The sequence below is a fragment of the Halomonas sp. BC04 genome, assembly GCF_000568385.1.
The window spans coordinates 1-14,578 of record NZ_AZQX01000161.1 but is presented as its reverse complement, the minus strand read 5'-3'; the positions used below and the strand labels follow the sequence as shown (position 1 = coordinate 14,578).

Annotated in this window: 13 protein-coding genes and 4 pseudogenes; 3 read left to right on the top strand and 14 right to left on the bottom strand. The window is 65.4% G+C overall.

Features of this window, described 5'->3' with window-relative positions; translation table 11 throughout:
* Both Q427_RS11435 and Q427_RS11430 read left to right on the top strand, forming a co-directional pair.
* Positions 1–376: pseudogene (locus tag Q427_RS11435) on the top strand (3-deoxy-7-phosphoheptulonate synthase); the annotation flags it as partial.
* Positions 377–483: 107 nt separating this feature from the next.
* A complete protein-coding gene (locus Q427_RS11430; protein WP_043513939.1) occupies positions 484–996 on the top strand; it encodes a DUF3087 family protein in 513 nt (170 codons plus the stop codon).
* A gap of 51 nt (positions 997–1,047) precedes the next feature.
* Here Q427_RS11430 and hemB read toward each other — a convergent pair.
* A pseudogene (hemB, locus tag Q427_RS11425) lies at positions 1,048–2,045 on the bottom strand (porphobilinogen synthase).
* 205 nt (positions 2,046–2,250) lie between these two features.
* Between hemB and elbB the strand changes: the two are divergent.
* A complete protein-coding gene (gene elbB / locus Q427_RS11420) occupies positions 2,251–2,913 on the top strand; it encodes an isoprenoid biosynthesis glyoxalase ElbB (protein WP_043513937.1) in 663 nt (220 codons plus the stop codon).
* Positions 2,914–3,017: 104 nt separating this feature from the next.
* On the opposite strand, the gene tatC is transcribed toward elbB, so the two are convergent.
* From tatC to priA, 13 genes and pseudogenes are all read right to left on the bottom strand, one after another.
* Positions 3,018–3,806 carry a twin-arginine translocase subunit TatC gene (gene tatC / locus Q427_RS11415; RefSeq protein ID WP_043513936.1) on the bottom strand — a complete coding sequence of 263 codons (789 nt, stop codon included), beginning with the start codon at positions 3,804–3,806 and terminating at the stop codon, positions 3,018–3,020.
* Positions 3,803–4,273 carry a Sec-independent protein translocase protein TatB gene (tatB, locus tag Q427_RS11410; protein WP_043513932.1) on the bottom strand — a complete coding sequence of 157 codons (471 nt, stop codon included), beginning with the start codon at positions 4,271–4,273 and terminating at the stop codon, positions 3,803–3,805. Before tatB ends, tatC begins: the two co-directional genes overlap by 4 nt.
* Before the next feature lie 5 nt (positions 4,274–4,278).
* Positions 4,279–4,545, bottom strand: coding sequence for a Sec-independent protein translocase subunit TatA (tatA, locus tag Q427_RS11405; RefSeq protein ID WP_043513931.1), 267 nt, complete (start codon positions 4,543–4,545; stop codon positions 4,279–4,281).
* A 46-nt stretch (positions 4,546–4,591) separates the two neighbouring features.
* Complete coding sequence (locus tag Q427_RS11400; protein WP_043513929.1) at positions 4,592–4,927, bottom strand: phosphoribosyl-ATP diphosphatase; 336 nt, start codon at positions 4,925–4,927, stop codon at positions 4,592–4,594.
* A 30-nt stretch (positions 4,928–4,957) separates the two neighbouring features.
* Positions 4,958–6,580, bottom strand: a complete 1,623-nt coding sequence (gene ubiB / locus Q427_RS11395) for a ubiquinone biosynthesis regulatory protein kinase UbiB (RefSeq protein ID WP_043513927.1) — start codon at positions 6,578–6,580, stop codon at positions 4,958–4,960.
* On the bottom strand, positions 6,580–7,218 hold the full coding sequence (locus Q427_RS11390; protein ID WP_043513926.1) for a ubiquinone biosynthesis accessory factor UbiJ: 639 nt from the start codon (positions 7,216–7,218) through the stop codon (positions 6,580–6,582). The genes ubiB and Q427_RS11390 overlap by 1 nt, the downstream gene beginning before the upstream one ends.
* Positions 7,219–7,225: 7 nt before the next feature.
* A complete protein-coding gene (gene ubiE / locus Q427_RS11385; protein WP_043513924.1) occupies positions 7,226–7,993 on the bottom strand; it encodes a bifunctional demethylmenaquinone methyltransferase/2-methoxy-6-polyprenyl-1,4-benzoquinol methylase UbiE in 768 nt (255 codons plus the stop codon).
* A 263-nt stretch (positions 7,994–8,256) separates the two neighbouring features.
* Positions 8,257–8,639 (bottom strand): annotated as a pseudogene (locus tag Q427_RS11380) (gamma-butyrobetaine hydroxylase-like domain-containing protein).
* A 248-nt stretch (positions 8,640–8,887) separates the two neighbouring features.
* Positions 8,888–10,209: pseudogene (gene hslU, locus Q427_RS11375) on the bottom strand (ATP-dependent protease ATPase subunit HslU).
* A gap of 10 nt (positions 10,210–10,219) precedes the next feature.
* Positions 10,220–10,765 carry an ATP-dependent protease subunit HslV gene (gene hslV, locus Q427_RS11370; protein WP_043513922.1) on the bottom strand — a complete coding sequence of 182 codons (546 nt, stop codon included), beginning with the start codon at positions 10,763–10,765 and terminating at the stop codon, positions 10,220–10,222.
* 165 nt (positions 10,766–10,930) lie between these two features.
* A complete protein-coding gene (locus Q427_RS11365; protein WP_331280611.1) occupies positions 10,931–11,554 on the bottom strand; it encodes an SPOR domain-containing protein in 624 nt (207 codons plus the stop codon).
* Positions 11,555–11,673: 119 nt separating this feature from the next.
* The gene (gene argS, locus Q427_RS11360) at positions 11,674–13,359 is read right to left on the bottom strand and encodes an arginine--tRNA ligase (RefSeq protein WP_043513920.1); all 1,686 of its coding nucleotides are present in this window, start codon (positions 13,357–13,359) and stop codon (positions 11,674–11,676) included.
* A gap of 189 nt (positions 13,360–13,548) precedes the next feature.
* Positions 13,549–14,578, bottom strand: a 1,030-nt coding sequence (gene priA / locus Q427_RS11355; RefSeq protein WP_043513918.1) for a replication restart helicase PriA, incomplete at its 5' end; no start/stop codon positions are given.

The window sequence follows — 14,578 nt, the reverse complement described above, 5'->3', positions numbered from 1 at the left end:
CGGCAACCCCCACACGCACGTGGTGCTGCGCGGCGGCCATGGCGGCCCCAACCACGATGCCGGTTCGGTGCGCGCCTGCCGACAGGCCCTGGAAACTGCCGGGCTGACGCCTCGCCTGATGGTCGACTGTAGCCACGCCAATGCCTGCAAGGACCACCGTCGCCAGGGCCAGGTGCTGCGCGACGTGCTGGCGCAGCGGCTGTCCGGCGAAACCTCACTGATGGGGCTGATGCTGGAGAGCCACCTGGAGGAGGGGCAGCAGGCCCTGGAGCCCGCCGCCCTGCGCTACGGCGTGTCGGTGACCGATGCCTGCCTGGGCTGGGAAGCCACCGAATCACTGCTGCTGGAGGCCGCGGAGCAGCTGCGCTCGGCTTGAACCGGCAGGCTACCTATGCCGACCTGGCCTCTTTGCCTGTACCCGTGGCGGTGAATGACGGGATAATCCCGACCTTTCCCGCCGCGAGCCAAGCAGAGGAGGCATCGATGCCGTTCCGTTTCGAGCACCATGACCCGGAGTCCTACCGTCGCAAGGCGCGACTGATCAGCGTGGCCATGGCCGCTCAGCTGATCGTCTTCGGCCTGGTGTTTTCTCAGCTGCTGACGGCCACCTTCGGCTCCAGCATTTGGCTCAATGCGCTGGGGGTGCTGCTGGGCCTGATCGTTACCAGCCTGACCTTCGCCGTACTGCGCGAGCGCCCCTGGATGACCGAGATGCGCTACGTCTGGCAGCTCAAGCATCACCTCTCCCGGGTCAGCGGCTATCTTGCCACCCTGCGTCGCGAGGCGGAGCAGGGCAATGACGTGGCACTCGACCTCTTGACCTTCTATCACCAGGGCATGGTCCAACTGGCCGAGCTCAATGGCCGCACCCTGGACGATGACGGCGAACTCATCGCCGAGCGACAGAAGATACAGCGACTGCGCGAAGAGCGGGGCCTGGCCGAGCGGGTGGAGGGGTTCGATCCGCACGACCTGGCCGCCTTCAAACGGAGTTAGGAGCCTGTCGGACTTGACGCTTTGGTCAAATCCGACAGGCTCCAAGCCGCTTTACTGAGCGAGCAACCTGGCCGCGCGCTTGGCGAAGTAGGTGAGGATGCCGTCGGCGCCGGCTCGCTTGAAGCATGTCAGCGATTCGAGGATCACCTCGTCGGCCGACAGCCAGCCGTTGTCGAAGGCGGCCATGTGCATGGCGTATTCGCCACTCACCTGATAGGCGTAGGTGGGTACCTTGAGCTCGTCCTTGATGCGCCGCACCACATCCAGGTAGGGCATGCCTGGCTTGACCATTACCATGTCGGCCCCCTCGGCCAGGTCCAGCGCCACTTCGTGCAGCGCCTCGTCGCTGTTGGCCGGGTCCATCTGGTAGGTGCGCTTGTCCGCCTTCCCCAGGTTGGCGGCGGAGCCACGGCATCACGGAAGGGACCGTAGTAGTGGGAGGCGTACTTGGCGCTGTAGGCCATGATGCGGACGTTGTGCAGTTGCTCCTGCTCGAGCACCTGGCGAATCTCACCGATGCGGCCATCCATCATGTCGGAGGGCGCCACCACGTCGGCGCCGGCCTCGGCGTGGGAGAGCGCCTGCTTGAGCAGTGTCTCCACGGTGCGGTCGTTGAGCACATAGCCGCTGGCATCGATGATGCCGTCCTGGCCGTGGCTGGTGTAGGGGTCGAGGGCCACGTCGGTCATGATGCCGAGTTCGGGAACGGCCTCCTTCAGTGCCCTGACGCTGCGCTGGACGAGGCCGCTGGAACTGTAGGCCTCTTCGGCCAGCTCACTCTTCAGTGCCTGGTCCACCACCGGGAACAGGGCGATGGCGGGGATGCCCAGCCCATGGGCATCCCGAGCCTCCTCGATGAGCAGGTCCAGCGACAGGCGCTCGACGCCGGGCATCGAGGGAACGGCCTCACGACGCTGTTCACCTTCGAGGACGAACACGGGCCAGATCAGGTCGGATGATGTCAGGGTCGATTCCCGCATCAGGCGGCGAGAGAAGTCGTCACGGCGCATGCGCCGCATGCGTGTAGCGGGAAACTGGCGTGTGGTCATGAAACTCAAGGCTCTTCTCCGGCTGTGGGGCCCTGGCGACCCCGTGTCGATACCCTTGAGTATATCAGTGCAACCGTCTGCCGGAAGCTGCGGCTTGTCGCACCCCGCGCGACTCTCTAAAGTGTTGGCTTTCAGCTAACGTATTGGCTTCAGGATTTCAGGCTGAGCCCTTCATTCGAGGCGCCTTCATCACAAGGAGAAAGGCATGAGCAAACAGGTGGCGGTCATCCTGTCGGGCTGCGGTGTGCAGGATGGCTCGGAGATCTACGAGACCACCCTGACCCTGCTGCGGCTGGACCAGTTGGGTATCGGCTATCGCTGTTTCGCACCGGACATGGATCAGCACCATGTCATCGATCATCGTAGCGGAGAGGTCGCCGAAGGTGAGTTGCGCAACGTGCTGACAGAGTCGGCGCGGCTGGCACGCGGCGAGATCAGCCCCCTTGAGGATCTTGATGCGGTCGAGTTCGACGCCGTGATCCTGCCGGGCGGCTTCGGGGCGGCCAAGAACCTGTCCAACTACGCCTGGGCAGGCAACGACATGGAGGTTCACGAGGGGCTGGTGGAAGCCATTGCACCGTTCCATGAGGCGCGCAAACCCATTGGCCTGATGTGTATCACACCCGCCCTGGTGCCGAAGCTGCTGGGCCCGGGCATTGCCGTGACGATCGGACACGACCCGGGTGTTTCCGGTGGCATCAGTGCCATGGGAGGGCTGCATCGCAGCTGTGGCGTCGAGGATATCGTGGTCGACTTCGAGAACCGCGTCGTCACCACGCCGGCCTACATGCTGGCTACCCGCATCAGCGAGGCCGCCACCGGCATCTTCAAGCTGGTCGATCGTATCGACGAGATGATGGACCTCTAGGAGCCGGCGCAAGCCAATGCCCCCGCCCGATCGACTCGGGCGGGGGCATTTTTCATGGGCTGGTTTCGATATCGCCGGCCAGCGTTGCCACGAGACGATGCCGATCAGGTTTCGTCCCGCTCCCCGGTCTCCCCTTCCGCCTCGGAGGCCTTGCGGCGCCGGTGGCGAACCAGGCGGCCGAACAGGATCCCCACTTCATAGAGCAGGTACATTGGCACCGCCAGCAGGCTCTGGGAGATCACATCCGGGGGTGTCAGCAGCATGCCCACCACGAAGCAGCCCAGGATCACATAGGGGCGCTTCTTCGAAAGGCTCTCCACCGTAGTAGCGCCGGAGGCGATCAGCAGGAAGGTGGCGATGGGAATCTCGAAGGCCACGCCGAAGGCGAAGAACAGTTTGAGGACGAAGTTCAGGTATTGGTTGATGTCGGTCATTATCGCCACGTTCTCCGGCCCGGTCTGGGTGAAGAACTGGAACAGCAGCGGGAACACCGCATAGTAGGCGAAGGCCGCACCGGCGTAGAACAGGCCCACGCTGGAAGCCAGGATCGGCAGGGCCAGGGCCTTTTCGTTATCGTAGAGCCCCGGTGCGACGAAGGCCCAGGCCTGATGGAGCACGTAGGGGATGGCCAGGAATACCGCCACCATCAGGGTCAGCTTGAAGGGGGCGAGAAAGGGCGAAGCCACTTCCGTGGCGATCATCTGTGAGCCTTCCGGCAGCAGCGCCATCAGCGGCTGGGCCACGAAGGTGTAGATCTCGTTGGCAAAGGGGTAGAGCCCGAGGAAGATCACGAAGACCGCCACGACCGCGCGCAGTAGACGCGATCGCAGTTCGATGAGGTGTTCGATCAAGGGTGCCTGGCCGAGATCCTGCTTGTCACCGGAGTCGCTCATCGGGAAGCGGCATCCTTCTTGTCATCGTCGGGAGGAGTGGGGCGTTCGTCGGAGAGCGGCTCGTCGGGTTGACGGGCACTGGCCAGGGCGTCGTCAAGCCGCGCGGCAGCCTGCCGCGGCAAAGGCTCGTCAGCGGTGCTCTCGTCAGTGACCCTGTCGGGCTCGGCTTTCTTGTCGCCGTGTCGACTGGGCGTCGAGGTGGAGTCCGGTTTGGCGATACTCTCCACGTCGCGCTTGGCCCTGTCGAGGCTCTCATCGAGTTTCGACTGCTGCTCCTTGAGTTTCTGGCGCAGCTCTTCCGCCTCGAGCTGCGAACTGATCTCCCGCTGCATGCTCGAGACGGAGCGCTTGATCTTGCCTACCCACAGCCCGACGGTGCGCGCTGCCTTGGGCAAACGCTCAGGGCCGAGCACCAGCAGGCCAACGACGCCGAGGATCAGGAGTTCGAGAAAGCCGATGTCAAACATGAGGCTTATTTGCGCTCTTCCTGATTATCCACCTTGTCCGCTGCCGCCTTCTCTTCGGCGCGAACGTCATAGGTGTTGGGCTGTTCGTCATGGGCGACCTTGGCCTGTGCCTTGTCCTTGTCGTCCTTCTCTTCCTCATTCACGGCCTGCTTGAAGCCCTTCACCGCGCCACCCAGGTCGGTGCCGACGTTGCGTAGCTTCTTGGTGCCGAATATCAGGATGATGATGCCGAGTACGATCAGCAGTTGCCAGATACTGATGCCACCTAACATGAAGAATTCCTCTGATTCGGGTCTCCGGTCGATCCGGAACACCTGTTTACTTGGACCTTGCGGCTTTCTCATCGTGCCCCGAAATGCCGAAGCGTCGGGCCAGTTCTTCGAGCACGTCCCGGTGGTCGAGTCCGAGATGCGACAGCATCACCAGGCTATGAAACCACAGGTCGGCGGTCTCGGCGATCAGTGCCTTTCGCTCCGCCTCGCCGCCGGCCTGGGCATCCTTGGCTGCCAGCAGTGTCTCGGTGGCTTCCTCGCCGACTTTCTCGAGTATCTTGTTCAGCCCCTTGTGATGCAAGGCGGAAACGTAGGAATCGTCGGGATTGGCGGTTCTGCGTTGCTCCAGCACCTCGAAGAGTTGATCCAGAATATCACGCATGACAGGGCTTCCGGTTGCGGTGGGTCAAGTTCATTGCCAGGCCAGCAGCAGCAGGCCGGTGGCGGCGATCAGCAGCACGGGCCATGGCTGGCCGGTGGCCCACTCGCTCAGCGGCTGCCAGGCCAGCGCCAGCCCTGCCAGGAGAAGGCCCAGCCGTAGCCGTCGGCTGCTGCTGCGGCCGTCCTTCAGCTGTCGCTGAATGCCGTCCAGTGCCTGGGCCTGGCGGTGACGCTGGCGATGCTCGTGCTCGATCCGGCTCAGGGCGTGATGGGCCACCGACGGCAGCTCGGGCAGCTGGCGCGCCAGTTCAGGAGCCTGGCGCTTCAGCGATTCCCAGAAGCCGCTGGCGCCGGCTCGCTCCTTCATCCACTGCTCCAGATAGGGCTTGGCGGTGGTCCAGAGGTCCAGATCGGGGTAGAGCTGACGTCCGAGCCCCTCGATGTTGAGCAGGGTCTTCTGCAGCAGCACCAGTTGCGGCTGGACCTCCATGTTGAAGCGACGGGCGGTCTTGAACAGACCCAGCAGCACCTGGCCGAAGGAGATGTCCTTGAGCGGCTTCTCGAGGATCGGCTCGCAGACGGTGCGTATGGCGGCGGCAAACTCGTTGGCCCGGGTGTTCTCACCGACCCAGCCCGACTCGATGTGCAGCGCCGCCACTTCATAGTAGTCCTGGTGGAAGAACGCGAGCAGGTTGCGAGCCAGGTAGTCCTGGTCCTCGCGGGTGAGGCTGCCGACGATGCCGCAGTCGATGGCGATGTATTGCGGGTCGTGAGGGTGCTCCCGGGCAACGAAGATATTGCCGGGGTGCATGTCGGCATGGAAGAAGTTGTCGCGAAATACCTGGGTGAAGAAGATCTCCACGCCGCGCTCGGCGAGACGCTTCAGGTCGGTGCCTTGGGCCTTCAGCGCCGCCAGGTCGGCGACCGGGACACCGTAGATGCGCTCCTGCACCATCACCCGACGACGGGTATGGGACCAGTGGGTCGCCGGTACGTAGAGCAGCGGCGAATCCTTGAAGTTGCGCTTCAGTTGCGAGGTGTTGGCGGCCTCCTTGTGCAGGTCCAGTTCGTCGAACAGCGTCGACTCATAGTCCCGTACTACCTCGACCGGCCGCAGGCGACGAGCCTCCGGAATTCTGGCCAGCACGCCGGCGACCCGATACATCAGCGCCATGTCCTGGCGCATGATGTGCTCGATGCCCGGGCGGATGATCTTGGCCACCACTTCCTCGCCGGTATGCAGGCGGGCGGCATGGACCTGGGCGATGGAGGCAGAGGCCAGTGGCTCGGGCTCGAAATGGGCGAATGCCTCGTCGATCGACATGTGCAATTCCGCCTCTACCAGCTCGCGCGCTTCGCGGCTGGGGAAGGGGGGAACCTGGTCCTGCAGTCGCCGGAGCTCGTCGGCGATCTCCTCGGGCAGCAGGTCGCGCCGGGTGGAGAGCAGTTGGCCGAACTTGACGAAGATGGGGCCGAGGGCTTCCAGGGCCAGGCGCAGGCGTTCGCCCGGCGAGCGATTGCCGATCGGTACCAGGCGCAGGGGCGAGAGGGTGAACATCAGCCTGAGGTACCAGGGGAGCCGCTCAAGGGGCAGCAGCGTGTCGAGACGGTAGCGGGTGATCACCCAGATGATGCGCAGCAGCCGAAGACTCATCACAGCGCGGCCTCGCGTTCGAGTTGTCGACGCAGCCTCGCCAGGCGGGCTTCGAGGCGGTCGGTGGTCATTTCCAGTTCGGTGAGGTGGTCTCGCAGGTTCTCGAACTGGTACTTGCCAGGCAGCAGCTTCGCTTCCTCGAAAATGTACTCGGCAATATCGCTGCGCATCTCGCCATGGGCACGGCGACTCCAGCGTGCGGCGCGGCGCAACCCCTCGGCCAGGCCGTGGGCCGGGACATCGCCCAGCCAGCTTGCCAGTTCGCCCTCCCAGTCCAGGTCCAGGTCGAGCAGCAGGTCGCGGGTTGCCTCGAGCAGCGGGACACGGCCGCGTACCGAGAGCCTCCCCTGGAACATCAGCCGCTCGATGCTCTCACCGCCCAGCAGTTTGCCCAGGGTCTCGGCATTAAGCTCGACGATAGCGTCGAAGGAGTCCTCACTCTCCGTTTCCGGGCGCAGCAGGTCCAGGCCGGCAGGGTGGAAGTGAATCGCCAGCGCCAGCTCGGGGCGCTCCAGGCGAAGCAGCAGACGGCTGCCGCTCAGCCGGGCCAGCCGCGATGGGGCTGCGGGGTCGCGCGCCAGCAGAGCATTGAGCGTGCGTTCGATGCCGGCCAGCAGCAGGGTGGGGGTCAACGTCATCACCGCCTCAAAGCTTGATACCGCGATGCAGGGCGACGATGCCCCCGGTGAGATTGGTGTATTCGACCCGCTCCAGCCCAGCGGTTTCCATCATCTCCTGGAGCGTCTGCTGGTCGGGGTGCATGCGGATCGACTCGGCAAGATAGCGATAGCTGTCGGCATCCCCGGCCACCATCTGGCCCATCCGCGGCAGCAGGCGGAAGGAGTACTCGTCGTAGGCCCTGGAGAGCAACGGATTGACCGGTTTGGAGAACTCCAGCACCAGCACCCGGCCGCCGGGCTTGAGGGCTCGGGTCATGGAGCGCAGGGCGGCCTGCTTGTCGGTGACGTTGCGCAGGCCGAAGGCGATGGTGATGCAGTCGAAGGTGTTGTCGGGGAAGGGCAGGCATTCGGCATTGGCCTGAACGTATTCGACATTGCCCCCCACGCCGTTGTCCAGCAGCTTGTCCCGGCCGACCCGCAGCATGGATTCGTTGATATCGGCCAGCACCACCCGGCCGCGGGGACCTACCATGCGCGAGAACTTCAGTGTCAGGTCGCCGGTGCCGCCGGCAATATCCAGCACGCTATGGCCGGGGCGAACGCCGGAGCGCTCGATGGTCAGGCGCTTCCACAGCCGGTGGATGCCGAAGGACATCAGGTCGTTCATGACATCGTAGCGGGCCGCCACAGAGTGGAAGACATCGGCCACGCGGGAGGCCTTTTCGTCGACCGGCACTTCCTTGTAGCCGAAGTGAGTGGTGTGGTTGTCCCCGGGGCTGGAAAGAGGGCTCATGCGAAAAAGGCTCCCGAATCGCTGCGGTGAGAGGAGGCCGGCGGTGATACGGCCTCGAATGGGCGCCATTGTAGCCTTGCGCGACCGCGCTTGTCTTGACGAGTGCTGCAGTGGCTTGTGCTGAGGCAAGTTGCGGTACCTCTCGGGCTGATCCGGCGACAGGCCTGCGAGGGGGCGCTGTGAACCCCTCCCTGGGCGCTACCGATTCCTTCCCTGGAATCGGACCCCCTCTTCGGCCTGTCCCCGGCGCCCCTCGTTACGCCCTACAGCTGCTTGATCTCGATGCCCAGCGGTTCTCGCGACGCGCCGGCCTTCTCCAGACGCTTCAGGTAGTCGGCCCAGTAGGCCTCCCGATTCTCGATCAGGTCGTGGAGATACGCCCAGCTGAAGAGACCGCTGTCGTGGCCGTCATCGAAATGCAGCTTGACGGCATAGCGGCCCACCGGCTCGATGTTCTGCAGCCCCACATCCTTCTTGCCGACCTGCAGCACCGCCTGGCTGGGGGTGTGTCCGCGCACTTCGGCCGAGGGGGAGTAGACGCGCAGGTATTCGACCGGCAGTCGATGCTTTCGCCGCCCGGGTAGGTCAGCTCGAGCTCGCGAGCCTTCTTGTGGTAATGGATCTTGCTGGGGATGGGGGCGGTCATGAATGACTCCGCTTGCGTTGGAGAAGCGCGGCTGTCCTGGCGACAGGAACTCCGCGGAGGCGCTGTGAACCCCTCCCTGGGCGCTACCGATGCCCTGCTTCGCTCTCGCATCCTGCTTCGCTTGCAGGACCGGTGCTGGCCATCCATGGCCAGCCCGTTCGGAGCAGTGCTCCTCACCCATGGCATCGGACCTCCGCTCCGGCCTGTTCCCGGCGCCGCGCTCTGGCGGCTATCGCTTACATTCCAGCTTAGAGAATATACCGCGACAGATCCTCGTCCATCGCCAACTCGCCGAGCTGGGAGTCCACATAGGCGGCGTCGATCTCCAGCGGCGTGCCGATATCGGCGCCCTTGAACGAGGCCTCTTCCAGCAGGCGCTCCATCACGGTGTGCAGGCGGCGCGCGCCGATGTTCTCGGTGCCCTCGTTGACCTTCCAGGCGATCTCGGCGATGCGCACGATGCCGTCCTCGGTGAAGCTGATATCCAGCCTTCGGTGGCCAGCAGCGCTTTGTACTGCTTGGTCAGCGAGGCCGACGGCTCGGTGAGGATGCGCTTGAAGTCGTCCGGGGTCAGCGCATTGAGCTCGACGCGAATCGGCAGGCGGCCCTGCAGTTCGGGAATCAGGTCCGACGGGCGCGACAGGTGGAAGGCGCCGGAGGCGATGAAGAGAATGTGGTCGGTCTTGACCATGCCGTACTTGGTGGAGACCGTGGAGCCCTCGATCAGCGGAAGCAGGTCGCGCTGGACCCCCTCCCGGGAGACCTCGCCACCGCTGGATTGGCCGCTGCCCTTGGTCACCTTGTCGATCTCGTCGAGGAAGACGATGCCGTTCTGCTCCACGGCGTCGATGGCACGATGCTTGATCTCCTCTTCGTTGACCAGCTTGCCGGCCTCCTCGTCGCGCAGCAGGGCGAAGGCATCCTTCACCGCCACCCGGCGGGTCTCGCTCTTCTGTCGCCCCATGTTGGAGAACAGGCTCTGAAGCTGGCTGGTCATCTCCTCCATGCCCGGCGGGGTCATGATGTCGATGCCCGGCCCCTGGGGGGTGATCTCGATATCGATCTCCTTGTCGTCGAGCTGACCCTCGCGCAGCTTCTTGCGAAAGATCTGGCGCGTGGAGCTGTCGCTTCGGGCGCTCTCCTCCTGTCCCCGGGGCGGGGGCAGCAGGGCGTCGAGGATACGATCCTCGGCGGCGTCCTCGGCGCGGTGGCTCACCTCCTCCTTGGCCTGTTCGCGGACCAGCTTGATGGCGGCTTCGGTCAGGTCGCGGATGATCGATTCGACGTCTCGGCCCACGTAGCCCACTTCGGTGAACTTGGTGGCCTCGACCTTGATGAAGGGCGCCCGGGCCAGCTTGGCCAGGCGACGGGCGATCTCGGTCTTGCCCACGCCGGTGGGGCCGATCATCAGGATGTTCTTGGGCGTGACCTCGTGGCGCAGGTCGTCGTCGAGCTGCATGCGCCGCCAGCGATTGCGCAGGGCGATGGAGACGGCGCGCTTGGCATCCTGCTGCCCGATGATGTATTGGTCCAGGGCGTGGACGATCTCGCGGGGTGTCATCTGGGTCATGGTGGCGGCCTTAGCGTTCCTGTGAAGCGTCTTTGGCAGACAGCTCTTCGAGGGTGACGTGGTGATTGGTGAACACGCAGATGTCACCGGCGATCTCCAGCGACTTGCGGGTGATTTCGCTGGCCGGCAAGTCGGTGTTCTCGAGCAGGGCGCGGGCGGCGGCCAGCGCATAGTTGCCGCCGGAGCCGATGGCGATGATGCCGCGCTCGGGTTCCACCACGTCGCCGTTGCCGGTAATGATCAGCGAGGCCTCCTTGTCGGCCACGGCGAGCAATGCCTCCAGGCGGCGCAGGGCGCGGTCGGTACGCCAGTCCTTGGCCAGCTCCACGGCGGCCTTGACCAGGTTGCCCTGGTACTTTTCCAACTGCGCCTCGAAGCGCTCGAACAGGGTGAAGGCGTCGGCGGTGCCGCCGGCGAAGCCTGCCAGTACCTGGCCGCGATAGAGGCGGCGCACCTTGCTGGCGTTGCCCTTCATCACCGTGTTGCCCAGCGAGACCTGGCCGTCACCGGCAAGGGCAACCTGGTCGCCGCGGCGCACGGATACGATCGTGGTCATGGAGAGAACTCCGTAACGGGGAGCCTAGGCTCCCGATGACTTTCGGCGCCGCGGCAGTGCCGGGCGCCGTGAACGAGCATTCAGGGGAAGTGCGGGCGTGATCTCTCGAATTCAACCGGCAGTGCCCATGCAGCCGTCAATTTCTGTCTTGGCGATATCGGCCTGTCAGTTACTGGCCCGGTGTCTCAGTGGCGTGATGCCCTGGGTGGTCATCAAGTCCTCGGCGCGGTTGAGCTCGCGGGTATCGTCGTAGGGTCCCACCATCACCCGGTGCCAGGTATCGCCATCGGCCGACTGGACCTGGCTGACCTGGGCCATCAGGCTGAGGTTGCGCAAGCGTTGCTGCAGCGCTTCGGCATCGGCCGGTTGGCGGAAGGAGGCCGCCTGCAGCATGTAGCGAGTGCCGTCGGGTACCACCGCTCCACTGGTGGCTTCGCTGGCCGCGGCATTGGCCTCATCGCGCAGGTTGGCGGCGATGACCTGGGCTATCGGGTCATCCACCGTGTCGCCGTCGGCAGGTGCCGACTCGGTGATGGCAGGCGCGGGGGCGGCCACGTCGGGCGGGGAGGCCGTCGAGGCAACGTCCCGGGGTGCCACGACCTCTTCGGGCAGCAGCGTGTAGAACTCGAAGGTCGGCATGCGCGGTTCGCTGGGCTCGACCGTCGGCGTGGATGGCACTTGCTCCGTCGTTGGGGTTCGCGGCATCAGGTTGCCCAGCAGTGAGTCATTCCCCTCCTGCCAGGGCGCCGTGCCGTGCTGATGCTGTGCCAGCAGGAAGCCCGCCACCACGCCGCTGATTCCCCACACCCAGCCGGGCAGGCGGAAGCCTCGCGGCGCCGCGCCGTGCGGCGCCGACTGCTGGTAGTAGCGCCACGCTTCTTCGGGGGGGGGCGACGGGTTGCCATGGTTTACATCTCCTCCGGGGCGCTGACGCCCATGAGGTCGAGGCCGTTGCGCAGTACCTGGCGTGTGGCGAGCCCAAGCGCCAGGCGGGCATTGCGCAGTTCATCGTCCTCGACCATGACCTTGACGGCGTTGTAGCAGGAGTGGAATTCGGCAGCCAGGTCCAGCAGGTACTGGGCCACCTGCTGGGGCTCCCGCGACAGGGCCGCATGGGAAACGACCTCGGGGAAGCGAGCCAGACGGTTCATGACCGCCTTCTCCTGGTCCTCTACCAGTTGGCCGAGGCTGACCATGGCCAGGTCGTGGTCAAAGTCGAGCTGCTCGGCCTTGGCCTTGCGCAGCATGCTGCAAACCCTGGCATGGGCGTACTGCACGTAGTAGACCGGGTTGTCGTTGGACTGCGAGCGGGCCAGGTCGATATCGAAGGTGAGCTGCGAGTCGGCCCGGCGGGCGGCGAGGAAGAAGCGGGTGGCGTCGCGGCCCACCTCGTCGATCAGATCGCGCACGGTGACGTAGCTTCCCGCACGCTTGGACAGCTTCACCTCGACGCCGGAGCGGGTGACCATCACCATCTGGTGCAGCACGTAGTCGGGCCAGCCCTCGGGAATGCCGACTTCCAGGGCCTGGAGGCCGGCACGTACCCGGGTCACGGTGGAGTGGTGGTCGGCCCCCTGCTCGTTGATCACCGTGCTGAAGCCGCGCTGCCACTTGTTCAGGTGGTAGGCCACATCGGGCAGAAAATAGGTGTAGTTGCCGTCCGACTTGCGCATCACCCGGTCCTTGTCGTCACCGAAGCGGGTCGTGCGCAGCCACAGGGCGCCATCCTGCTCGTAGGTGTGGCCGTTGGCGATGAGCCGCTCGACGGCCTCCTCGACCTTGCCCTGGTCGTACAGCGAGGACTCGAGAAAGTAGACATCGAACTCGACCCCGAAGGCCTTGAGGTCCAGGTCCTGCTCGCGGCGTAGCCAGGCCACGGCGAATTCCCGAATCGCTTCCAGGTCGTCGGGGTCCGCCTTGGCGGTGACGTGGCGGTCGTCCGCATGGACGGTTTCGCCGGCCAGATAGTCCCGGGCTACCTCGATGATGTAGTCGCCGCGGTAGCCGTCGGCGGGCCAGGCGGCACTGTCGGGCTCGATACCCTTGACCCTGGCCTGGACCGACAGCGCCAGGTTGTTGATCTGGGCACCGGCGTCGTTGTAGTAGAACTCCCGGGTGACATCGAAGCCGGTGGCTTCCAGCAGGCGGCAGATGCAGTCGCCGATGGCTGCGCCGCGCCCGTGGCCGACGTGGAGCGGGCCGGTGGGGTTGGCGGAAACGAACTCCACCTGCACTTGCTGGCCCTTGCCCTTCATGTTGCGGCCAAAGGTGTCGCCTGCCTTCAGTACCTGGCGTACCACCTGGGCGGCGGCATCGGTGGCGGCGAAGAAGTTGATGAAGCCGGGGCCGGCGATCTCGACCTGCTGCACGGCGTCGCTGTCGGGCAGGGCTGCCACCAGCTCTTCGGCCAGCTCGCGGGGCTTTCGACCGGCCGGCTTGGCCAGCATCAGTGCCAGGTTGGTGGCATAGTCGCCATGGGCCTTGTCCCGGGTGGGGTCGACCTTGATGGCGGGAGCGGCATCCGCAGGCAGCACACCCTGCTGCTTGAGGTTGTCGAGGGCATTCTCGAGCAGGGAAACGATCGTTTCTTTCATGAAATCTGTTGTCCTGTAGCGCCTGCCCCGCATCGGGTAAGGGTGACTGTGCGACTGGCGGGCGGACGCTGGCATGAAAACTCGCCCGGTGGGGCATGATCGCCCATTATCGGCAATTGTGCCTCGGCTTTAAACCCCGCTCAGGCAGGCTGTTCTCGGAGCGCCCTGACCCAATGGCTTGAACCACGGCTAGGAGAGCGTCTGGGGATCGATATCCAGTGACCAGCGGGCCTTGCGCGCCTCCGGCGTTGCCTCCAGCCAGGCGGTGAGCTGGGCGCAGGCTTCATGCAGCTGGCTGCGTTTGTCGCTGGCCAGCATCAACTGCAGGTGGTAGCGGTTCTGCCGTCGTTCCATGGGGGCCGGAACCGGGCCCAGGCAGTCCACGTTCAGCTCGCGCGTCGCCAGCCACTGACGCAGGGCGGCCGAGGCGCCGGAGGCCAGGGTGTTGGCCGCCTCCTCCCGGGGACTCTCCAGCCGCAGCAGGGCGAGAAAGCGGAAAGGGGGAAGGCCGGCGGCGCGGCGCTCGGCCAGTAGCTGCTCGGCGAAGGCGTCATAACCGGTCTCCGCCAGCAGGCGCAGGTGCGGGTCATCGTCGTGCAGCGTCTGCACCAGCACCCGGCCGGGGTGGGACGAGCGGCCGGCACGGCCGGCGACCTGTATCAACAGCTGGGCGCTGTGCTCCAGGGCGCGAAAGTCGCTGGCATAGAGGCCGGCATCGGCATTGACCACCACCACCAGGGTCACATGGGGCAGGTGGTGCCCCTTGGCGAGCATCTGGGTGCCCACCAGCAGGCAGGGCTCGCCGCGCTTCACTTCGGTCAGGATCGCTTCGAAGGCGTTGCGGCGGCGGGTGCTGTCGCGGTCGATGCGGTGCACCGGCACCTGAGGGAAGAGGGCGGCCAGGGTCTCTTCGGTACGCTCGGTGCCGCTGCCGAGAGGACGAAGGTCGCCGCTGCCGCAGGCCGGGCAGGCGTCCGGAATCGGTCGGCGCTTGTCGCAGTGATGGCAGGCCAGTACGGGAGGCTGGCGATGCAGGGTCATGCGTGCATCGCAGTGGTCGCAGTCGGCCAGCCAGCCGCAGGCGTGGCAGGCCAGGGTGGGGGCGAAGCCCCGTCGATTGATGAACACCAGTACTTGATGGCCGGCATCGAGGGTGCCGCGGATCGCCTCGAGCACGGGAGGGATCAGGCCGCCCTGGCGGGGGCGGCCGCGCAGGTCG